Source organism: Pseudarthrobacter sp. R1 (genome assembly GCF_024494415.1).
Taxonomy (GTDB): domain Bacteria; phylum Actinomycetota; class Actinomycetes; order Actinomycetales; family Micrococcaceae; genus Arthrobacter.
Map to the genome: position 1 here is coordinate 1 of NZ_JAMKFI010000002.1, position 20475 is coordinate 20475.

Annotated in this window: 17 protein-coding genes; 5 read left to right on the forward strand and 12 right to left on the reverse strand. The window is 65.2% G+C overall.

The features are described from left to right. The 4 genes from M8J71_RS01875 to M8J71_RS01890 form a co-directional block, all read right to left on the reverse strand. Positions 1–538, reverse strand: a 538-nt coding sequence (locus M8J71_RS01875; RefSeq protein ID WP_256246339.1) for a sugar phosphate isomerase/epimerase family protein, incomplete at its 3' end; no start/stop codon positions are given. A 1-nt stretch (position 539) separates the two neighbouring features. Continuing rightward, positions 540–1727: a Gfo/Idh/MocA family protein gene (locus M8J71_RS01880; protein WP_256246340.1), complete on the reverse strand. Its 1188-nt coding sequence runs from the start codon at positions 1725–1727 to the stop codon at positions 540–542. Continuing rightward, on the reverse strand, positions 1724–2869 hold the full coding sequence (locus tag M8J71_RS01885; RefSeq protein WP_256246341.1) for a Gfo/Idh/MocA family protein: 1146 nt from the start codon (positions 2867–2869) through the stop codon (positions 1724–1726). The genes M8J71_RS01880 and M8J71_RS01885 overlap by 4 nt, the downstream gene beginning before the upstream one ends. Next, a complete protein-coding gene (locus M8J71_RS01890) occupies positions 2866–3621 on the reverse strand; it encodes a sugar phosphate isomerase/epimerase family protein (RefSeq protein ID WP_256246342.1) in 756 nt (251 codons plus the stop codon). The genes M8J71_RS01885 and M8J71_RS01890 overlap by 4 nt, the downstream gene beginning before the upstream one ends. A gap of 152 nt (positions 3622–3773) precedes the next feature. On the opposite strand from M8J71_RS01890, the gene M8J71_RS01895 reads away from it, so the two are divergent. Continuing rightward, the gene (locus tag M8J71_RS01895; protein ID WP_256246343.1) at positions 3774–4985 is read left to right on the forward strand and encodes an ROK family transcriptional regulator; all 1212 of its coding nucleotides are present in this window, start codon (positions 3774–3776) and stop codon (positions 4983–4985) included. A 47-nt stretch (positions 4986–5032) separates the two neighbouring features. On the opposite strand, the gene M8J71_RS01900 is transcribed toward M8J71_RS01895, so the two are convergent. Beyond that, positions 5033–5992 (reverse strand): D-2-hydroxyacid dehydrogenase family protein, encoded by a 960-nt coding sequence (locus M8J71_RS01900; protein WP_256246344.1) that lies wholly within the window; start codon positions 5990–5992, stop codon positions 5033–5035. 141 nt (positions 5993–6133) lie between these two features. Between M8J71_RS01900 and M8J71_RS01905 the strand changes: the two genes are divergently transcribed. Then, the gene (locus M8J71_RS01905) at positions 6134–7330 is read left to right on the forward strand and encodes an MFS transporter (RefSeq protein WP_256246345.1); all 1197 of its coding nucleotides are present in this window, start codon (positions 6134–6136) and stop codon (positions 7328–7330) included. A gap of 323 nt (positions 7331–7653) precedes the next feature. Here the strand turns inward: M8J71_RS01905 and aceB are convergent, their stop codons facing one another. Both aceB and aceA read right to left on the reverse strand, forming a co-directional pair. After that, positions 7654–9306, reverse strand: a complete 1653-nt coding sequence (gene aceB / locus M8J71_RS01910) for a malate synthase A (RefSeq protein WP_256246346.1) — start codon at positions 9304–9306, stop codon at positions 7654–7656. Positions 9307–9528: 222 nt separating this feature from the next. Beyond that, complete coding sequence (gene aceA, locus M8J71_RS01915) at positions 9529–10848, reverse strand: isocitrate lyase (protein WP_256246347.1); 1320 nt, start codon at positions 10846–10848, stop codon at positions 9529–9531. Between the two features lie 148 nt (positions 10849–10996). Here aceA and M8J71_RS01920 point away from each other — a divergent pair, with 148 nt between their 5' ends. Together M8J71_RS01920 and M8J71_RS01925 are read left to right on the forward strand one after the other, a co-directional pair. Next, entirely contained in the window at positions 10997–12511 is a 1515-nt protein-coding gene (locus M8J71_RS01920; protein ID WP_256246348.1) for an XRE family transcriptional regulator, read from the forward strand. A gap of 860 nt (positions 12512–13371) precedes the next feature. After that, positions 13372–14670 (forward strand): serpin family protein, encoded by a 1299-nt coding sequence (locus M8J71_RS01925; RefSeq protein ID WP_256246349.1) that lies wholly within the window; start codon positions 13372–13374, stop codon positions 14668–14670. 149 nt (positions 14671–14819) lie between these two features. Here the strand turns inward: M8J71_RS01925 and M8J71_RS01930 are convergent, their stop codons facing one another. From M8J71_RS01930 to M8J71_RS01940, 3 genes are all read right to left on the reverse strand, one after another. Beyond that, a complete protein-coding gene (locus tag M8J71_RS01930) occupies positions 14820–15677 on the reverse strand; it encodes a hydroxymethylpyrimidine/phosphomethylpyrimidine kinase (protein WP_256246350.1) in 858 nt (285 codons plus the stop codon). Positions 15678–15801: 124 nt separating this feature from the next. Then, the gene (locus tag M8J71_RS01935) at positions 15802–16719 is read right to left on the reverse strand and encodes a TIGR01777 family oxidoreductase (RefSeq protein WP_256246351.1); all 918 of its coding nucleotides are present in this window, start codon (positions 16717–16719) and stop codon (positions 15802–15804) included. Positions 16720–16744: 25 nt separating this feature from the next. Beyond that, on the reverse strand, positions 16745–17398 hold the full coding sequence (locus M8J71_RS01940) for a TetR/AcrR family transcriptional regulator (protein ID WP_256246352.1): 654 nt from the start codon (positions 17396–17398) through the stop codon (positions 16745–16747). 174 nt (positions 17399–17572) lie between these two features. On the opposite strand from M8J71_RS01940, the gene M8J71_RS01945 reads away from it, so the two are divergent. Next, on the forward strand, positions 17573–18316 hold the full coding sequence (locus tag M8J71_RS01945) for a queuosine precursor transporter (RefSeq protein WP_256246353.1): 744 nt from the start codon (positions 17573–17575) through the stop codon (positions 18314–18316). Positions 18317–18575: 259 nt separating this feature from the next. Here the strand turns inward: M8J71_RS01945 and M8J71_RS23560 are convergent, their stop codons facing one another. Both M8J71_RS23560 and tgt read right to left on the reverse strand, forming a co-directional pair. Then, complete coding sequence (locus M8J71_RS23560) at positions 18576–18977, reverse strand: type IV toxin-antitoxin system AbiEi family antitoxin domain-containing protein (protein ID WP_374114794.1); 402 nt, start codon at positions 18975–18977, stop codon at positions 18576–18578. A gap of 146 nt (positions 18978–19123) precedes the next feature. Further along, on the reverse strand, positions 19124–20461 hold the full coding sequence (gene tgt / locus M8J71_RS01955; RefSeq protein ID WP_256246354.1) for a tRNA guanosine(34) transglycosylase Tgt: 1338 nt from the start codon (positions 20459–20461) through the stop codon (positions 19124–19126). Positions 20462–20475 lie beyond the last annotated feature (14 nt).

A 20475-nucleotide genomic window follows, 5' to 3' on the forward strand; every position in this document is an offset into this window, starting at 1 on the left:
GGACTTCGTGGGCGAAGCGGACGCCGCATTCGTCGAAGACGTCCAGGATGGGGTTCCAGCGGTCGGCGAAGTCCTGGTAGCCGGCGTCGATGACTTTTTCGGGGACGGGCGGGAACATGGCGACGTACTGCCAGATGGAGGAGCCGGTGAATCCGACGACGGTGTCCACGCCCAGTGCCTTGGCGAGCCGGGCGGTGTGTTTCATTTCCTCGGCGGCGCGCTGGCGGACGCCTTCGGGGTCCCCGTCGCCCCAGACCTTCGCGCCGACGATGGCTTCGTGGCGGAAGTCGATGGGGTCATCGCAGACGGCCTGGCCCTTGAGGTGGTTGGAGATGGCCCAGACCTTCAGGTTGTACTTCTCCAGCACGGCGAGCTTGGATTCGACGTAGCCCGGTTCGTCCCAGCGCCAGGCGTCCAGGTGGTCGCCGGAGACGGCGATCTCCAGGCCGTCGTAACCCCAGCCGGACGCCAGGCGGGCTACTTCCTCAAAGGGCAGGTCAGCCCACTGGCCGGTGAACAAGGTGTAGGGGCGGGGCATGTCAGGCTCCTTCGGTGGTGGTTGCGGCAGGCCGGGCGGCGGGAGTGAGCTGGATGGTCGAGCTTTTTGCAGCGGCCGACTCCTCCACGGCATTCAGGATGCGCTGGACTGCCAGCCCGTCCTCGAACGACGGCGAAGGTTCAGTGCCGCCGTCGATGGCGAGCAGGAAGTCGCGGACTTCGTGGGTGAAGGTGTGCTCCCAGCCGATGATGTGGCCTTGCGGCCACCAGGCGTCCAGGTAGGGGTGCTCGGGTTCGCTCACCAAAATCCGGCGGAAGCCCTGCTCCCGGGCGGGCGCCGTGGCGTCAAGGAACCGGAGTTCGTTGAGGTTCTCCAGGTCGAACATGATGGCCCCCTTGTCGCCGTAGACCTCCAACTGCAGGGAGTTCTTCCGGCCGGTGGCCACCCGGGAGGCCTCCACTGAGGCGACCACCCCGGAGGCGAGGGTAAGCGTTGCCCAGGCGGCGTCGTCGACCGTTACGTCTTCAAGCCCCTGGGCGCCGGGCCGGCGGCGCACGAACGTCTGCAGCCGGCCCGAAACCTCCGTGACCTGGTCATCGAGCAGGAAGAGGACCTGGTCGATGGCGTGGGAGGCGATGTCCCCCAGCGCACCGGAGCCTGCGGTGTCCTTCGTCAGCCGCCAGGTCATGGGCGCGGACTCGTCGGCGAGCCAGTCCTGCAGGTAGGCCGCACGGACCTGGCGGACGGTACCGAGCCTGCCTTCTGCGATCAGCTCCTTCGCAAGGGCCAGGGCGGGAACGCGGCGGTAGTTGAACCCCACCATAGACTGCACACCCCTGGCCCTGGCTGCCTCGGCTGCGGCGGTGATGGCCTCAGCCTCGGCCAGGGTGTTGGCCAGCGGCTTTTCCAGCAGCACGTGCTTGCCGGCTTCGAGGGCAGCAATGGCAATCTCGGCGTGCATCCAGCCCGGGGCGCAGATGTCCACGATATGGATGTCGTCCCGGTCCAGCACGGAGCGCCAATCGGTGGCCGTTTCGTTCCACCCGTACTTTGCAGCGGCTTCCGAGACTGCGGCGGCGTCCCTGCCCACGAGGATTTTCTGTTCGAAGGCGGGGACCTCGAAGTAGCTTGCCACGTTCCGCCAGGCGTTGGAATGTGCCTTGCCCATGAAGGCGTAACCGATCATCGCTACGCCCAGCGGGCCCTTGTCGCTTGGCTCCTGGCTCATGCGGAAGCCCCAAGTGTCAGCGTTTCCGGGGCCCAGTCTTCGGGGAGCGCCGGCGACGGGGACGCCGAGCTGGCCACGTCCACGAACGTCCCGGATTCCACGGATTCATTGATGGAGACCATGGCATCCAGGACATGGTAGGCCAGCTCACCTGTGGCGCGGTGCGGGACACCTGCCCGGATCGACCTTGCCATATCCAGCACGCCCATGCCGCGGCCGTTCGCCGGGCCGGTGGCGGGGATGGTGGTCCAGTCCTCGTCGCCTGCGCGCCACAGCTTGATGTCGCCGTCGAAATAGTTGGGGTCCGGCAATGAGATGGTGGCCTCGGTGCCGGTGATCTCCACGAAGCCCATCCGCACGCGCGGAGACTCGAACGAGAACACGCTGTGCGAGGAAGCGCCGCTTTCGAACTGGGCCATGGCGGACACGTGGGTGGGGACCTCCACGGTGAACTCTTCGCCGGCTTTGGGCCCCGAACCGATCACGCGGACTTCTTTGGCCTTGGACCCGACGGCGGCCACTTTGCGGATGGAGCCGAAGGCCTGGATCAGCGTGGTGAGGTAGTAGGGACCCATGTCGAACAGGGGGCCGGCGCCGTGCTGGAAAAGGAATGCCGGGTTGGGATGCCATGATTCCGGGCCAGGGGTCTGGAACGTGGTCATGGCGGTGAGGGGGGTTCCGATATCGCCGCGCCCGATCAGCCGCAGTGCGGTCTGCAGGCCGGCGCCAAGGAACGTGTCCGGAGCGCAGCCGAGGCGGATTCCTGCGGCGTCAGCGGTTTTGAGCAGGCCCAGGCCGGATTCGCGGTCCAGCGAGAAGGGCTTCTCGGTCCAGACGTGCTTGCCGGCGTTTACGGCGGCCGTGGCAACTTCCACGTGGGCGGCCGGGATGGTCAGGTTGACGATGATTTCGACGTCCGGGTGGTTCAGCGCCTTTTCCACTCCGCCCCACTCGGGGATGCCGTATTCCTTCGCGCGGGCTTCCGCCGCCTCCTCGAAGAGGTCCGCGATCACGTGCACCTTGAGGTCCGGGAAAACGGTGAGGTTGTCCAGGTACTGCTTGCTGATGTTCCCGGCACCGATGACGGCAACGCCTACGGGACCGCGCCCGGTTGCGGCGTTCAGGGGCGATGCGGCGCTCATGCTTCTGCTCCTGCCGCGGCGGTGCCGGACTCCTGCAGGAACTTCAGGCTCTGGGCGATGCCGTCGAAGATGTCGCCGTCGTAGTCATCAAACTCCACCACTCCCGCTTCGAGCGACTTAGCTGCTGCGATGACGTCCAGGACCGCCACCTTGCCCTTGCCCGCCGGCAGTTGGGCCTTGGTGTCGGTGGTCAATGGCCCGTCCTTGATGTGGATGAACTTCACGCGGTCACCGAGCTTGGTGAGGATGTCCACGGGGTCCTGGCCGCCGACGGCCACCCAGTAGGTGTCCACCTCCAGAACCAGTTCGGGGTCCAGCAGGTCCGCGAAGTACTCCAGGGCGGTCCGGCCCTCGATGATGGACTCCAGCTCCCACTGGTGGTTGTGATACCCCACCCGAACGCCGTATTCGGCACCTTTTTTGGCTGCTTCGTTCAGCTGGGCGGCCGTCGCCTGGACGTCCTCCGCGGTCTGCCAGCGGTCTGCGGGAATGAACGGATCGATCACTGTGGTGATGCCGAGTTCCTTGGCTGCAGCGAAGATTTCGTCCTGGTCCTGGCTCAGTAGCGGTGCATGGCCGGAAGGCGCGGTGAGGCCGTTTTCCTTTAGGGCAGCCCCGAGTTCCTTGGCGGTGGCCACGAAGTTGTAGGGCTCAACCTGGGTGAAGCCGAGCTGCGCCACTTTTTTGATGGTGCCGGAAAGATCCTCCTGGATGGCGTTCCGCACGGTATAGAGCTGGAGGGAGTAGGACATGTGGTCTCCTGAGTTTTGTACTCGTTCCGGGTTGCAGGGAGTGGTCTCGGCCACAGCCCATTGGTCTACTGCAAAGCTAGGGCTACTTTTGCTTTGCGTCAAGCAAAAGTTGACCGCGTGACATGCAGAAGTAGGCGTGCTATCTATTTCCTATGACGAAGACAGCAGGCAGCAGTACCGCAGCGTCTGAGCCTGCCACAGCCCAGGGCGGGGCGGGCGACCTGTTCCAGCTCCTCCGCGACGGTAAAGCGCGGACGCGGGCCGAACTGGCGCTGACCACCGGTCTGGCGCGCTCCACCGTGGCAGCGCGCATTGACGCGCTCATCGCATCAGGACTGGTGGGCCCTGCCGGTGAGGCGAACTCGAGCGGCGGAAGGCCGCCGTCGCGCTTTGCTTTTAACCCCGCGGTGCGCGTGGTGCTGGCTGTGGATGTAGGGGCCACCCATATGATCGTCGCCGTCACGGACCTCAACAGCAATGTCCTCGCCGAACAGCGGCTGGGGCAGGACGTGGCGGACGGCCCGGAGGCCGTCCTGGCCCGGGCGGTCAAGGAGGGATTGTCGCTGCTGGCCGTGGCTGGGCGGGATGCCGCTGACCTGGCAGGTGTTGGGATCGGTTTGCCGGGACCGGTGGAGCATTCCACGGGCCAGCCCGTCAAGCCGCCCATCATGCCGGGCTGGGACGGGTTCGACGTCGTCTCCTACGTCCAGCGCTCCCTGCCGGTCCCGGTGCTGGTGGACAACGACGTGAACATCATGGCGCTGGGGGAGCGGACCGCGCACTGGCCCGAGGACGATAACTTCCTGTTCATCAAGGTGGCCACCGGAATCGGCTCCGGGATCATCAGCAGCGGCACCCTGCAGCGCGGAGCCAACGGTACCGCCGGCGACCTGGGCCACGTGCGGGTCCCCCGCGGCGACGACGTGCTCTGCCGCTGCGGCAACTACGGCTGCCTGGAGGCTTTGGCATCCGGTCCGGCGCTGGCGGCGGAGCTGAACCGGCAGGGAGTGCAGGCCGCGAAGGGCAGTGACGTACTGCGGCTTGTGGCGCAGGGAAACCTGCAGGCCATCCAGGTGCTGCGCCAGGCGGGCAGGGACGTCGGCGATGTCCTGGCCACCGTGGTCAATCTGCTCAATCCGTCTGTCGTGGTGATCGGCGGAAGCCTGGGCCAGGCCGGGGAACACCTGATGGCGGGCGTACGCGAGGTGGTTTACCGGCGCTCGCTGCCGCTGGCCACGGCCCAGCTTCGGATCGCACTGTCCCTGGCCGGTGACCGGGCTGCCATCCTGGGAGCAAGCCAGATGGTGACGCAACATGTGTTGGCCCCGGCAGCGATCGAGGCAACCCTTCAGGCAGCCGGGTAGCCGGCTGCAACCCCCTCAGCCGTACCGGAAAACAGGCTGAAACTGGCTCAGGCGGAGATCACGCGCACGGGTGAGCCCGCGAGCCAGGCCTTCACATCCTCCAGCGCCCCGCCGTAAAACTGCCGGTAGCTCTCCCGTGTGACGTAACCCAGATGCGGGGACAGCACCGTGTTGGGGGCACTGAGGAGCGGGTGGCCCGCGGGCAGGGGTTCGTGGTCGAAGACATCCAGCGCGGCGCCGGCGATCCAGCCTTCGGACAGGGCCCGCACCAGGGCGTCCTGGTCAACCAAAGGACCTCTTGCGGTGTTCACCAGGATGCCGTCGGGCCCCAGCAGCCGCAGCTCTGGTTCGCCCACTATGCCCTCGGAGCGGGGAGACAGGCGCAGGTGGAGCGTGGCGACGTCGGAATTTCGAAAAAGGTCCGTCTTGGACACCTTCCGCACCCCGGCCTCCGCCGCGTCCTCGTCTGCCAGGTTCTGGCTCCATGCAAGGACCTCCATGCCGAAAGCCTGGCCGTAGGCGGCAATCCTGCGGCCTATTTTGCCCAGGCCCACCACGCCCAAGGTCTTGCCCGCGAGTTCGAACCCCACCGTGCTCTGCCAGCCGCCGGAGCGGAGCGAGGCGTCCTCGGCGGGGATGTTGCGCGCAATCGCCAGGAGCAGTGCCCACGTCAGTTCCGGGGCGGCGGTGGGCGATCCGGGAGTACCGCACACCGTGATTCCGAGCTCTGCTGCCGCCTCGACGTCGATGGACGCGTTTGCCATGCCGGTGGTCACCAGAAGCTGGAGGGCGGGGAGCTTTTCAAGCACCTCCCGGGGGAAGGCCGTCCGCTCCCGCATCGCAATGATGATGGTGACACCTGCCAGGGCTGACACCAGCGCGTCCTGCGATGCGAACGGTTCCCGGTAGGAGGTGACCGCCACGCCGTCGGCCTCGAGGGAGGACCAGTCCGCGAAGCCGTGCGCCACGTCCTGGTAGTCGTCAAGGATGGCAAGCCGGTGCTGCATGGTGTGTCCTTCGTCCCGGAGTCTGCGGCTGTGATGTTCATCGTAAGGCAGGACCGGCACGCCGCCACGGGGAACTGCCGTGTTGGTGCCCGTGATAGCAATGGGGGTAATGAAACGAGATCAAACCCCCAAGCCCTGCCGGTGAGGGCCCGCTTCGTCGCCAGGATTCCGAACACCTGGATCCTGCTGGCCTGCATCGGGCTGCTGGCGCTGAACCTTCGCGGCCCCTTTGTGGCCGTGGCCCCGGTAGTGGATGTTATGCAGGCCGACCTGGGCTTTTCCCCGGTGGTGCTGGGGCTGCTGACCAGCATCCCGGTGCTGTGCTTCGCGCTCGCAGCACCCCTGGCCTCGCTGGTGGCCCGGGGGTATGGCGCCGAGTTCGCCGTGACCCTCACCATCCTGGGCGTGCTGGCCGGGGTCGTCATCCGTTCGGCCGGCGGCCCGGCACTGGTGCTGGCGGGGACAGTGGTGATTGGCCTTGCCATCACCATCGGCAACATCGCGGCGCCCCTCATCATCCGCCGCGACTTCCCGCCCTTGCGGCAGGGAACGGCCATGGGCGTTTACACGGCCGCGCTGAACGTTGGCTCCTTCCTGACCTCGATGGTCACGGCGCCGCTGGCCGAACTGGCGGGGTGGCGGCTGGCGCTCGCGTCGGTGGGGATCTTCGCCGTAGCGGCCATGGTGTGCTGGGCGCTCGCCGTCGGACTCCGCAATGCCTTCGTTCCTTCCCCCGCTGATGTTCCGGACGGCCCCAGGGACGGAACTGGTGCCGGATCGGCATGGACCACGGCGGGGCTGACGGCTGCGTTCGCAGGCCAGGCCTTCTCCTACTACGCCGTTACTGCCTGGCTGCCCAGCTACCTCAATGACGAACTTGGCATGTCCGCTGCTGCGGCCGGCGCGGGATCCTCGCTGTTCCAGGTGTTTGCCATTGTGGGCGGCCTCGGGGTGCCGTTCGCCGCCAAATACTTCAGTACGACGACGGTGGCCGTCACCTTGGGCCTGTTGTGGACCACCGTGCCGGCCGGGCTCCTGCTGGCCCCGGAGCTTTGGTGGCTGTGGTCCGTCTTTGGTGGGGTTGCCCAGGGCGGCGGGATTACGCTGATCTTCATCGCCATCATCAAGCTGGCCCGCGACCAGGTTGCCGCCGGCCGGATGTCCGCCACCGTCCAGGGGCTGGGTTACTGCTTCGGTGCCGTCGCTCCACCGCTGGTGGGATACGTGCACGACGTCTCAGGATCCTGGACACCGGCCCTGCTCCTTATTCTGGCGTCGGTGCTGACGTTCTTCCTTGCTGCCACCCTCTCCGTGCGGCGGGTGCCCAAGGGGCGGTAAGGCGTAACAGCAGCCCGCCGTCGTCGTACTTTCCCCCCAGGACGTCGTTGTGCTTCCCCCGCCGTCCTACGTTCCCCCCCGCCGTCCCCGGGACGCTCTCTCACTTGATGCCGCTTAACGGGTGACGCTCTCTCACTTTCTTCTGGAAAGTGAGAGAGCGTCCCTGGATTTGTTGCGTTATGTGCGACAGCGTCCGGTGTCGTGGCTAGTGGGGACGCCCGGCACCGGAGCTGCTCAGAGGTGCTCCGTCGCCGGGCCGGCCCTCCGGATTTCGGAGGTGCCTGTTGCGGAGGGCGTGCCGGCCCGGCGGACGGAAGTCTTGGTTATGCTGCAGCGAGCTCCTCTACCGATGCACGCTCGCGGGCTTCGGTGAGGTATCGGGCGTAGGCGGGGAGGGTAAGGAAGGACGGGAAATCCTGGGCCAGGGTGACTTCTTCGAAGATGTCGCGGGCGTCCTCGAAGCGGTCGCCGTCGAAGCGTTCGAGCCGGGCGAATTCCTGGTCCAGGAGCTCCTCGATCCACTCGTGGGTGATGATTTCACCATGCTCGGTGATGGCCCGGGCGTAGATCCACTGCCACAGCTGGGAGCGGGAGATCTCGGCGGTGGCGGCGTCTTCCATCAGGTTGTGGATCGCTACCGCGCCGTTGCCGCGGAGCCAGGATTCGATGTAGCGGATCCCCACTTCGATGTTGTTCCGGATGCCCTGCTCGGTGATAGTGCCTGTGGTGGCGGCCACGTTGATCAGCGCCCGGTCATCAGGGGTGACGTCTTCGCGGTGGCGGTCCAGCTGATTGGGCCTGTCGCTGAGGATGTTGTCGAACACTTCGCGGCAGACCGGCACGAGGTCGGGGTGGGCCACCCAGGAGCCGTCGAAGCCGTCGTTGGCTTCGCGGGTTTTGTCCGCGCGGACCTTTTCGATGGCGTTGGCATTCGCTTCGGGGTCCTTGCGGTTGGGCACTGCTGCTGCCATCCCGCCGATGGCCATGGCGCCCCGCTTGTGGCAGGCGCGCACGAGCTGTTCGGTGTAGGCGCGCATGAAGGGCTGGGTCATGGTCACCTGGCCGCGGTCCGGGAGGACGAAGCGGGGGCCGCGGGTGCGGAAGTTCTTGATGAGGGAGAAGATGTAGTCCCAGCGGCCGGCGTTCAGGCCCGCGGCGTGGTCGCGCAGTTCGTAGAGGATTTCCTCCATTTCGAAGGCTGCGGTGATGGTTTCGATCAGCACGGTGGCGCGGATGGTGCCCTGCGGGATGCCGAGGAGGTCCTGGGCGAGGATGAAGATGTCGTTCCAGAGCCGGGCTTCGAGGTGGTTTTCGATCTTGGGCAGGTAGAAGTAGGGGCCCTTGCCCTGGGCGAGCAGGCGGCGGGCGTTGTGGAAGAAGAACAGGCCGAAGTCGACGATCCCTCCGGCAACGGGGGCGCCGTCGATGAGCATGTGCTTTTCGGGCAGGTGCCAGCCGCGGGGGCGGACCACGATGGTGGGCAGGTCGCCCGCGGGGCGGAGCTTGTATTCCTTGCCTTCCTCCGTGGTGAAGTCGATGCGGCGTTCCAGTGCGTCGGTGAGGTTCAGCTGGCCCTTGATGACGTTGCGCCACGTGGGGGTGGAGGAGTCCTCCATATCGGCGAGCCAGACCTTGGCGCCGGAGTTCAGCGCATTGATGGTCATCTTCTTGTCCACCGGCCCGGTGATTTCCACGCGGCGGTCCTCCAGGCCGGGTGCCGGGGGAGCGACCCGCCAGGACGGATCGTTGCGGATGTGCGCCGTCTCCCGCAGAAACCTCGGGTCCTGCCCGCCGGCAATCTCGGCCCGCCGGGTCCGCCGCGCCTGGAGCAGTTCCTGCCGCCGCTCAGCCGTCGCCCGGTGCAGCTTGGCCACGAACACCAGTGCGTCCGGGGTCAGCACCTCTTGCTGCCGGCAAATGGGCTGCGCGGTCATGGTGATTCCGTTGATCGTAAAGCTGTCAGTGAAGCTGTTCATTTCTGTCTCCTTAAAGACGAAAAGGGAAAGTTCGACGGCGGCTGGCGGCAGGATGGCGACTGAGGCACGAGGCCGAGGAGCCGGTGTCGCGGAAGCCTGCGTAAAAGGGGCCCTGCGTCCCGGTCGGGCCTCGCTCAGCGAGGTCCAAACCGGGACGTGGGGAATAGCAGGCAGAGCGATGCCGGTCCGAAGGCCGGAAGCGACAACCGCCGTCGTAAGTGGTTAGTGGAACTGGCCCTCTTCGGTCGATCCGACCAGGGCGAGGGTGGACGCGTTCGGGTTGAGCGCGGTGGCGATGTCGTCGAAGTAGCCGGTGCCGACTTCGCGCTGGTGCTTGGTTGCGGTGTAGCCGCGGGATTCGGAGGCGAATTCCTTCTCCTGGAGCTCGACGTATGCGCTCATGCCTTCGCGGGCGTAGCCGTGGGCGAGGTCGAACATCGAGTAGTTCAGGGCGTGGAAGCCGGCCAGGGTGATGAACTGGAAGGTGAAGCCCATGGCGCCAAGTTCGCGCTGGAACTTCGCGATGGTGGCGTCGTCCAGGTGCTTGCGCCAGTTGAACGACGGTGAGCAGTTGTAGGAAAGCATCTGGTCCGGGAACTCGGCCTTGACGGCTTCGGCGAACTTGCGTGCCAACTCCAGGTCCGGGGTTCCGGTCTCCATCCAAATGAGGTCCGAGTAGGGTGCGTAGGCCTTGGCACGGGCGATGCAGGGTTCGATGCCGTTGCGGACCTTGTAGAAGCCCTCCGGGGTGCGTTCGCCGGTGATGAATTCCTGGTCGCGTTCGTCGACGTCGGAGGTGATCAGGGTTGCTGCCTCGGCGTCGGTGCGGGCGATGACCACCGTGGGGGTGCCGGCGAAGTCGGCTGCGAGGCGGGCGGCGTTCAGGGTGCGGACGTGCTGCTGGGTGGGGATCAGGACCTTGCCGCCCAGGTGGCCGCACTTCTTTTCGGAGGCGAGTTGGTCCTCCCAGTGAACGCCGGAGGCGCCGGCCTGGATCATGGATTTCATGAGTTCGTAGGCGTTCAACGGGCCGCCGAACCCTGCCTCGGCATCGGCAACGATCGGGACCATCCAGTCCTCGACGGTCTGCACGCCCTCGGCGAATTCAATCTGGTCAGCCCGGAGCAGGGCGTTGTTGATACGGCGGACCACGGTGGGCACGGAGTTGGCCGGGTAGAGGGACTGGTCCGGGTAGGTGTGGCCGGAGTTGTTGGCGTCCGCAGCCACCTGCCAGCCGGAAAGGTAGATGGCGCGGAGCCCGGCCTTGACCTGCTGCACGGCCTGGTTGCCGGTCAGGGCGCCGAGGGCATTGGTGTACTTGCCTTCCTTGTGCTCTTCGGTGAGCTGCTTCCAGAGCTTCTCCGAGCCGCGGCGGGCCAGGGTGTGTTCTTCGGAGACGCGGCCGCGGAGACGGACGACGTCGGAGGCTGAGTAGTCCCGGGTCACACCTTCCCAGCGGGGGTTGGCGGCCCACTCGAGCTCCAGGGCGGCGGCCTGCTGTTCGGGCCTCTGCTGGGTGGTGGGCTCAAATGCTGCAGTCATCGTTGATCTCCTTGATTGAGCTCCGGGATCGGTAGGCGGGAACCGCGCCTTTGCGGTTCCCGCCGGCTTCCCGGTGCGGTGTTTCTTTCCGTGATCACTACTTTTCAGCACTTCCAACAGGGTGGGTAGAGAAAAACTATGGAAAGAAATGCAGTTCTTCCCGTATTCTTCAAAAATGTCGCTTACAAGCTGGAACAGGGAAGTATCCCCACCGCAGTCGCCGGGGGCGGCGGTGGACCTGGACGTCATTTCACTCGGTCGCCGCGTGCGCCATCTCCGTAAACAGGCCGGTCTGACGCTGGAAGGCCTGAGCGCCGCCGTCGGGACAGCGCCCAGCCAGCTGAGCCTGATCGAAAACGGAAAGCGGGAGCCCAAACTTGGCCTGCTGCAGCACCTGGCGTCCGCACTCAACGTCAGCATCGATCAGCTGCTCGGAGCCGAACCGCCCAGCCGCCGGGCCGCCCTGGAGATCGAGCTTGAGCGGTATCAGCGCGGACCTCTCTATGAATCCCTGAACCTGCCGAAAATCCGCATCAGCTCGCGGCTTCCGCTGGATGTGCTCGAGGCCCAGGTGGGGCTGCTGCAGGAACTCGAACGCAAGATGAACGAGCAGGTGGCCACCCCCGAAGAAGCCCGCCGGGCCAACGGTGAACTGCGGGCCATGATGAGGGAGCGGGGAAACTATTTTCCGGAGTACGAAGCCGAAGCGCAGAAGGTCCTCAAGGAGGTGGGCTACACCACCGGGCCGCTGAGCCAGCACGTGATCGCGGACATCGCCGAGCATCTCGGTTTTACCCTGCACCATGTGGGCGACCTTCCCCATTCAACCCGCTCCGTCACGGATTTGAAGAACCGTAGAATTTACCTGACCCAGAGCCAGCGGCAGGACCACGATCCACGCTCGGTGCTGCTGCAGGCCCTCGGCCACTACGTGCTGGGGCACGAAACGCCCCGGAACTACGGTGATTTCCTCGCCCAGCGGGTGGCCACCAACTATTTCGCGGCAGCCCTTCTCCTCCCCGAGCAGGCAACCGTGGAATTTTTGCAAAAAGCCAAGGCGGCGAAGGAAATCGCGGTGGAGGATATCCGGGACGCGTTTGCCGTTTCCTATGAGACAGCCGCCCACCGCTTCACCAACCTGGCCACGAAGCATCTGGGCATCACAACGCATTTTCAGAAGACGCACCAGAGCGGAATCATCTACAAGGCCTATGAGAACGACGGCGTGAACTTTCCTCAGGACCATACCGGCGCCATTGAAGGGCAGCCCTCGTGCAAGGCCTGGACGTCACGCGCTGTGTTCGACGTGCCGGACAAGTTCAGCGCCTACAGCCAGTACACGGATACGCCGTCCGGTACGTACTGGTGCACGGCGCGCACGGAACGTTCCGCCACCGGGGAGTTTTCGCTGAGCATCGGGGTGCCGTACCAGCACGTGAAGTGGTTCCGCGGGCGGGAGACGACGGCGCGGGCTGCGTCCAACTGCCCGGATCCCACCTGCTGCAAACGCCCGCCGGAATCGCTGACCTCGGAGTGGGCGGGGAACGCGTGGCCCTCCGCCCGGGCCCACTCGCACCTGCTGGCCGCAATGCCGCCGGGGGCGTTCCCCGGGGTGGACGAAACCGAGGTGTACAGCTTCCTGCAGGCGCACTCGGGCAGCTAAGCCGTGGTCTTGTAGCATCTTTACTTTGCTCTTGCCCCTCCCTTAGGGGAACTCCTGATCATGTCTTCGAAAACCGCGGCCCGGAGAATGGCCCTGGCCTCTACATAGGAAGCCGGGCTACCTGACCAGCGCCCCGAATCCCTGAGGAACCGCAAGTAGTCATAAAGTGTCGTGGCTACCAGTACGGCACACTTTTGATGGACCGCGAACAGCGCCGCCATCATCTCAAGTAACCATTCAGGATCCATGGACGTCACTGTGGGCGGAGGTCGCCTTGAATTCGCATAGACGTTGTAGAACGCCGTCAGTTGTTCGAGAACGAGCTTAAAGTCGCATCCTCCTTCGTGCTCTCGATACCACTTCTGGAAGGCCGGCAGTAGCGAGTCCAATTCCTGCGTTACAGGGCCACGGACCAGCAAATTGCTGGGGCCGGCATCGTCCCTTTCTTTTCTTGTCCCGTTCCTGCCGGCCGTCGATTGGCATTGCTTTCTGGCCACCTTGATCCTTACCTGTGCTTGCTGTTTCGGTTTAGCTCAACGCTAAGAAGGACGCGACCGGACTGCCACGCCAGGAGGGCCGTATGTGGAAAGACCGCACGGTCGCTCCATCACTCTCGTTAGGAAAGTGAGAGAGCGTCCCGGATTTTCTTGCGTTAAGTGAGAGAGCGTCCTGATGTGAGGGGAGGGTCGCGGAAGGGCACCCGCGGGCACGGCGCAGGTGCAGGCCAGCGAGACCCAAATGAGTGCAAAGCGTGACCGAACAGGCATCGTCCCGTGCCGCCGTCGCTGGTTCACTGGGAGGAGGCGGATTCCCGCCTTGGCATGCCGGGGGAGGCAACAGAGGTGTTTCGTTTTCAGCGGATGATTGCGTTGGGTGCCCTCGTGGGACTGGCAGGGTGCGGGGTTCCACCCCCGCCGCCGGCGCCGCCGGAGCTCCTCGCGGCCGACGGCGTCGAGCGGGTCTTGGTGGACCGCGAGGACTACGCCGCTGAGCTGCGCTCCTTCCGGACTTCCGCGCTCATCCTCGGCGCAGCGCTGTTGGTTGACGGCGGGGACGGTGCCAACGGGAACGTGGTGTCCTCACCCGGAAGCCTCCTGATTGCCCTCGCCATGCTCCGTGCCGGTGCCACCGGTGGGACCGCGGCCGAGATGGACAGCATCCTGCAATTTCCCGCCGAGAAGCGCGACGAAGCCATGAACTCGGTCCTCCGCTCCCTCGAAAAGTTTGACGGTGACCCCGGCGCAGTGGATGAGGACAACCCGCCGCGGAAACCGGTCATGCACTCCGCCAACGGGCTGTTCGTCGACAAGGATGTGCCCACCGGGCAGTCCTTCCTGGACACGCTGGCCCGGCACTACGGATCCGGCGTGTATCCGGTGGATTTCAGTGATGAGGGTACAACCAAGCCCGCCATTGATGCCTGGGTGAACAGGAACACTGGCGGCAGGATCAAGGAAGCTCCAGCACAGTACGACCCCGACAACACCTTCAGCCTGCTCAACTCTTTGTACTTCGCCTCCGCCTGGAGCACACCGTTCGATCCGAACGACACCTCTGACCTGCCCTTCACGACAGCCGCGGGCGAGGAAATCGCTGTGCCAGCCATGCACAACGAACTCAGGATGAAATATGCGGAAGGCATCGGCTGGGAGGGTGTGGATCTTCCCTACGCCGACGGTTTCGTCATGCGGCTGGTCCTGCCCGCGGAGACGGCCGCTCCCGATGGCACAGCAGCTTCCGCTGACACTCCCGCCCCTGCGGCCTTCGGCGCGGAAAAACTCACGGAAATCGCGGACACATTTGATACGGCCCGGCTCGCCTCGGTGCAGATCCAGCTGCCCCGCTGGGACCACAGGTCCAGTTTTGATCTCTGCAAGGTCTTTGAGGCGCTGGGACTGGAGACCATGCTCGGCACAACGGAGGACTTCAACAACATCCAGCCGCAGATGATGATCACCCAGGCCGCCCAGGCTGCCAACATCACGGTGGCCGAAAAGGGCACCATTGCAGCCGCGGTGACCCAGATCAACGGAATGGCAACCAGCGCCCCACCGGAACCCGAGCGGACCATCGAGTTCGACCGGCCGTTCCACTACCAGATCATCCACGTTGAAAGTGGGCTGCCGCTGTTTATGGGAACTATGGCCGACCCCAGGTGAATGGACGTCCGGGACCGGCCGGCCGTCGACCGCGTCCTCAGACGCTCCATCAGCTGATGCAGGAAAATTCGGCACCCTCTCGCACTGGTGCAAGAGGGCCCGGGAAAAACGCGCATTAAGTGAGAGAGCGTCCGGGGTCGGGTGGCGGGTTAGCTGGCGCCGCCCTGCCAGAGGGCATCAAACGGCGCGCCCGAAGCTACGCGGTTCCGGATCCCGGCAGTGACAAATGCCTTTGCTGTACGGGCAGCCTGCAGCGGCGCCGCGCCCTTGGCCAGCTCAGCCGTTACTGCAGCGGCGAGGGAGCACCCGGCGCCGGACACCGCAACGTCCCCGACCTTGGGCGCGCTCAGCACCTCGAGCGTTTCGCCGTCGTAGAAAACGTCGACGGCGTCGGGGCCGGCCAGCCGCACGCCACCCTTGGCCAGTACTGCTGCTCCGCTGAGTTCGTGGATGCGCACAGCCGCGGCCTGCAAGGATTCGACGTCGGTGATCTCCAGCCCGGACAGCGACTCGGCTTCAAAGTGGTTCGGCGTCACGAAGGTGGCCAGCGGGAGAATTTGTGCCTTCAGCGCCTGATCCGTGTCCAGTGCGTGCCCGGGCTCCTGGCCCTTGCAGATGAGGACGGGGTCCAGGACCACGTTGCGGAACTGACCGGTCTCGAGGGCACCCGCCACGGTGCTGATGGTGGCCGGGCTGCCCAGCATGCCGATCTTCACCGTCTCCAGGACTGACGGCGCGCCGGATGCCCGCCCGTAGGCCGCCGTCGTCGCCTCCAGTTGGTCGGCAATTACCTGCTGGTCAACGGGCACAAAGCGGTGGTTCCAGCTGTCGTTCGGGTTGAAGGACACGATGCAGGTCAGGTTGGCGATGCCAAAGACGCCGAGCTCGTGGAAGGTCTTCAGGTCGGCCTGGGCGCCGGCGCCGCCGGTGGCCTCTGAACCTGCGATCGTCAGGACGACGGCGGGAGCGGCAGCGGGGGACTGGACATCGGCGGAAACAGAAGTCATGGCACTATCCTGCCATCCGGCGTCGCCCGCCCGCTTTGTATGCCTGAACAGCAGGCGGCGCCGCCGGTGGTCAGGGCTCCAAAGAAGTTCCTGCCGGTTCTGCCTCTGTCCCGAGGCGGCCGGGTCATGATGTCCCTTTGGCGATCTGCAGGAGCGCCCGGCCGAGCTCAGGCTGGCTGTAGACGAAACCGGAGTTCAGGAGCTTCTGCGGCTGGACCCAGCGGCTTTTCAGGACCAGTTCGGTCTCCGTCCGGATCAGTAGGGCGCCAAGTCTCAGCAGCCAGGCCGGAGTGGGGATGCCGAATCGGGCTCCATACGCGCGGCGGACCATGCGCATCAGCTCGCGGTTGTCCACCACATCGGGCGACGCCACGTTCACGGGGCCGGCAATGTCCTTGCGGGCATGCACAAAGAGCACGGACCGGTACAGGTCCTCTACGTGGATCCAGCTGAATTTCTGTGTGCCCGGCCCCATCCGGCCGCCCAAACCCAGCCGGGCCAGGTTGGCGACAGGCCGCAGCGCTCCGCCGCCCGGGCCCAGGACGATGGCAATCCGGAGCGGAACTTTCCGCGTCCCGGGTGTCACCGCGGCTTCCAGCTCCGCTTCCCACGCGCGGGCCACATCCACCGAAAATCCCGTGCCCAGTTCGCCGTCCTGTTCGGTCTGGGGTCCATCAGTGGCATGGCGGTAGATTGTTCCGGTGCTCGCGTTGAGCCAGGTCGACGGCGGCTGCCGGCAAAGTGCCACGGCCCGGCCAAGTGCCGCCGTGGTGGAAACGCGGGACTGAAGTATGGCTGCCTTGTTCCGGGCGTTGTAGCGGCAGGAGACCGACCGCCCGGCGAGGTTCACCAGGAGCTCTGTTCCTTCGAGCACCCTGGCGATAGCGCCGTCGTCATCTTCCCACGTGGCCGACGGCGAACTCCTGTCGCCCTTGCGGCCAACGGTGCGCACGGTCCAGCCGTCCTGCTCAAATCGGGCCCGGAAATATCTGCCGATGAAACCGGAAGCTCCGGCCAATACCACCGTTCTGGTGCTGCTCATCTTTCCCCCTGTGTTGTTTTGGTACTTAGCCGCGGATGCTGCGGCTCAAGCTGAGTACGTCGTCCAGGATTTTGCTGACCCCTGGAATCCGTGCCAGTGCGAGTCCCCTTGTGATCAGCGGAACCGCACCGTCCACCAACCGCCGTGTCCGCTGCTGCCCTTCTGATGTGTCGTAGACCCAGAAGAGGGTGACGCCCATGTAGCAAAGCCACAACAACTCCGGAAGGTCGGCCCTGACCTTTTTCGGTGCCGGAGGCTTCGCCCCCTCAACTGCCCCGCGGAAGATGTCCAGGGAAGCCTCGCGCGCAGCCGTCGAACCGGCGGCGAAGAGATTTACCGGGGAGGTGGGACGGATGGCCGTCGCTACGAAGTCGGCGCCAAACCGGTGGTACGGGGCCATAACGTCCAGGCCGGTGTGGAGGGTGGCCTTGAGCCGGCTCGTGAGGTCAGCGGCATCCTCAAGCGCTTTGGCAGCCTTGGCCGCGTGCTCCGCCTGAACGTGGAGATACAGCTCATGGACCAGATCGTCCTTGGACGCGAAGTAGTAGTAGGCGTTGCCCACCGACACGCCGGCTTCCGCGGCGATGGACCGCATGGTGGTTTTAGCGAAGCCGATCTCCCGGAACATCCGCAGGGCGACCTCCGCCACCAGCTGGCGGGTCTGCTCGCTCTTGGTCACTGCGGCTCCCTCGGTTTTGAACGTGTTCAAAAAGTATCGCACGAATTTGAACGTGTTCAGATCCGGCTTCTCCTTGCATTGTCGTTGGATGGGACAATGGGGCTGACAGTGCTAATACAGCCGGCTGCCTTCCCAACTCCGGACGCCGAGCGAACCACTATGAACGGACTTCCCATGCCCTCAGCCCCAGGCCACAACGCCCTGCCCGAAACAACCCCGCCAGGCAGCGCGGCCAAGTTCGCCTCGATCGGTTCCCCCTACTTCGGAATCATGCTGGCGTCCATGGCGGTGGTGCTCATCCTCTCGAACATCGGTGCGTCCAAGGGGGTAGCTATTGGGCCGATCATTACGGACGGCGGCTTCTTCCTCTTCCCGCTGGCTTACATCCTGGGCGACGTCATCAGCGAGGTCTACGGCTTCAGAGTGGCCCGCAAGGCCATCTTCACCACCTTTGCGCTGTCCGTCTTCGCGTCCCTCTGCTACTGGGTGATCATTGCCCTGCCCGGTTTCGACGACGAGTTCGGAACGTCAAAGCAGGCAGCGCTGGAAGGCGCCTTGGGTCCGGTGCCGCAGATTGTGCTGGCTTCGCTGCTCGCGTTCCTCGCAGGGCAGACAATCAACTCGTGGATCCTGGTCAAGATGAAGGCCCGCTCCGGCGAGAAGTCCCTGTGGGCGCGCCTTATGGGTTCGTCGGGCGCCGGCGAGTTCGTCGACACCCTTATCTTCTGCAGCATTGCAGCCTCAGTCATTGGCGTTACCGACTTCGGAACCTTCGTGAACTACGTGGTGGTGGGCTTCGTCTACAAGACCCTGGTGGAGTTCATCTTCGTGCCGGTGACGTCGCTGGTGATCGGTTGGGTCAAGAAGCGCGAGCCGAGCTACGGCGTTCCTGCCGCCTCGGCGAACAGCGCGGTGTAGCGGCCACCCGCCGTCGCCTGGCCATCAGGGTGGCGCCCGCCTTCTGTTCGGCCGTTTCGACGGTTCCCGGCCCATTCGACGTCCGCACCCGTCGAGTGTGCAGGGAACCATCGAAACGGGGCGTCATTCGTCCTGCAAACCCTGGGCCAGCGCCCGCAGTACCCGGTACTTGAACTCCGCCTCGTTGAAGAGGTGTTTCCATTCAACCCGGAGGAAGGTCCAGCCTCCTTCCATGAGAGCCTTTTCCCTTCGCCTCTCCTCATAGATCACCTCTTGAGTTGGCCGGTATTCGAAGTACTTCAACTACACCCCGCCCGTGCGAGATTCCGGACGGGCGGCCCGACTGCGTCAGGTGCACCACCTCGTCGACGTCCCACAGGTGAAGCCGCCGCAAGCTGGCACTCGAGGTGTGGCTGTAAACAAAGCCGCCTGCCGACGTCGTACGTGTTCCGTGTGCGTGCGCATGCACGAGCTGCCGACGGCGTCCCGAGGTTTTCAACCCAGCCCACCAGCTGCCGCGCGCGTAACAACCGCGCCGTACACGGACCAGGACTCCTTCGCGGACCAGTGCCGCGATAGCCCGGGAGTTCAGCCCTTGCTCCAGGAGTTCATTAGTCCGCCAGAGATTCGCTGTGGGAGAAAGCCCGGCACGTCCGTTCATGGCTCCAGCATTGCCGCGCCCACTTCAGACGCCCAGCGCCGGGCAACGCTATGTGGACAAGCCCGGTTCGACGGTTCCCTGCGGACCCGCTCGCTCGGGACGTCGAGTGGGCAGGGAACCGTCGAACCGGCGGGAGGCAGCCCCGGCTAGGAGTAGTACTTCCCCAGCGTCTCGGCCTTGAAGTCGAAGAACGTGCCGGCCTCGATGGCCAGCCGGGCGTCGTCCACCATCTTCACCACGAACCGCTCGTTGTGGATGGAGATCAGCGTGGCTGACAGCATTTCCTTGGCCTTGAACAGGTGGTGGATGTACGCCCGCGAATAGTGGGTGCACGTGTAGCAGTCGCAGCCGTCCTGGAGCGGGCCGAAGTCGCGCTTGTACTTGGCGCCGGAAAGATTGAAACGCCCGAAAGGTGTGTAGAACGCCGAGTTCCGCGCTACCCGGGTGGGGGAAACGCAGTCGAAGGTGTCGGCGCCGTTCTCGATGGCGGTGAAGATGTCATCCGGCTCGGAAATGCCCAGCAGGTGGCGGGGCTTGTCCTCCGGGAGTTCCTCGTTGCACCACCGCACGATGGTTCCCAGGTTCTCCTTCTCCAGCGCCCCGCCGATGCCGAACCCGTCGAACGGCATTGCGCCCAGGTCCCGGCACGCCTTCCGCCGCAGGTCCTCGTACTGCGCGCCCTGGATCACGCCGAACAACGCCTGGTACGGCTTGCCCGCCCGTGACGAGGTCAGGCGGAAGTGCTCCTCGATGCAGCGCAGCGCCCACAGCCGGGTCCGCTCCAAGGATTCCTCCTGGTAGCCCCGGGAGTTCTGCAACGTGGTCAGCTCGTCAAAGGCGAACATGATGTCCGCGCCGATCTGGTGCTGGACCTGCATCGAAATTTCGGGGGAGAAGCGGTGCCTGTCGCCGTTCAGGTGCGATTTGAACCAGACGCCGTCGTCGTCGATGTGGGCCAGGCGCTCCTTGCCCGGGGCCACGGCGTCGTCCGGCCCGGAGGCGTCAACGGACTTCATGTCGATGACCTTTTTGAACCCCGAGCCCAGGCTCATCACCTGGAATCCGCCGGAGTCGGTAAAGGTGGGCCCCGGCCAGTTCATGAAGGCACCAAGGCCGCCTGCCTCGTCGAGGATGTCCGCGCCCGGCTGCAGGTACAGGTGGTAGGCGTTGGCCAGCAAGGCCTGTGCGCCAAGGCCTGACATGGATTCCGGCAGCACGGCCTTCACGGTGGCTTTGGTTCCAACGGCGATAAAGGCTGGAGTCTGGATCTCACCGTGGGGCGTGGTGATGGTTCCGGTGCGTCCCAGGAATTGGCCGCCGTTGGATGCAACCTGGGCGGCCGACGGCGGACACGTTTCGGCCAGGCGGGTGCCCACCCGGAAGCCGAACTCAGACTGCCGCGCCACGCCAGGGGACGCCAGCCCGGGACCGGGGTCAGTCGCAGCGGCAGAAGGGGAAGGAGCAGAAGCAGGGTTGGCTGGCACCGTACCAGTGTGCC

Excerpts from the sequence above, each read along its gene's own strand:
- M8J71_RS01880 (WP_256246340.1), bottom strand. The coding sequence starts at position 1,727 with ATGAGCCAGGAGCCAAGCGACAAGGGCCCGCTGGGCGTAGCGATGATC.
- M8J71_RS01885 (WP_256246341.1), bottom strand. The coding sequence starts at position 2,869 with ATGAGCGCCGCATCGCCCCTGAACGCCGCAACCGGGCGCGGTCCCGTA.
- M8J71_RS01890 (WP_256246342.1), bottom strand. The coding sequence starts at position 3,621 with ATGTCCTACTCCCTCCAGCTCTATACCGTGCGGAACGCCATCCAGGAG.
- M8J71_RS01895 (WP_256246343.1), top strand. The coding sequence starts at position 3,774 with ATGACGAAGACAGCAGGCAGCAGTACCGCAGCGTCTGAGCCTGCCACA.
- M8J71_RS01900 (WP_256246344.1), bottom strand. The coding sequence starts at position 5,992 with ATGCAGCACCGGCTTGCCATCCTTGACGACTACCAGGACGTGGCGCAC.
- aceB (WP_256246346.1), bottom strand. The coding sequence starts at position 9,306 with ATGAACAGCTTCACTGACAGCTTTACGATCAACGGAATCACCATGACC.
- aceA (WP_256246347.1), bottom strand. The coding sequence starts at position 10,848 with ATGACTGCAGCATTTGAGCCCACCACCCAGCAGAGGCCCGAACAGCAG.
- M8J71_RS01920 (WP_256246348.1), top strand. The coding sequence starts at position 10,997 with ATGCAGTTCTTCCCGTATTCTTCAAAAATGTCGCTTACAAGCTGGAAC.
- M8J71_RS01925 (WP_256246349.1), top strand. The coding sequence starts at position 13,372 with ATGATTGCGTTGGGTGCCCTCGTGGGACTGGCAGGGTGCGGGGTTCCA.
- M8J71_RS01930 (WP_256246350.1), bottom strand. The coding sequence starts at position 15,677 with ATGACTTCTGTTTCCGCCGATGTCCAGTCCCCCGCTGCCGCTCCCGCC.
- M8J71_RS01935 (WP_256246351.1), bottom strand. The coding sequence starts at position 16,719 with ATGAGCAGCACCAGAACGGTGGTATTGGCCGGAGCTTCCGGTTTCATC.
- M8J71_RS01945 (WP_256246353.1), top strand. The coding sequence starts at position 17,573 with ATGCCCTCAGCCCCAGGCCACAACGCCCTGCCCGAAACAACCCCGCCA.
- M8J71_RS23560 (WP_374114794.1), bottom strand. The coding sequence starts at position 18,977 with ATGAACGGACGTGCCGGGCTTTCTCCCACAGCGAATCTCTGGCGGACT.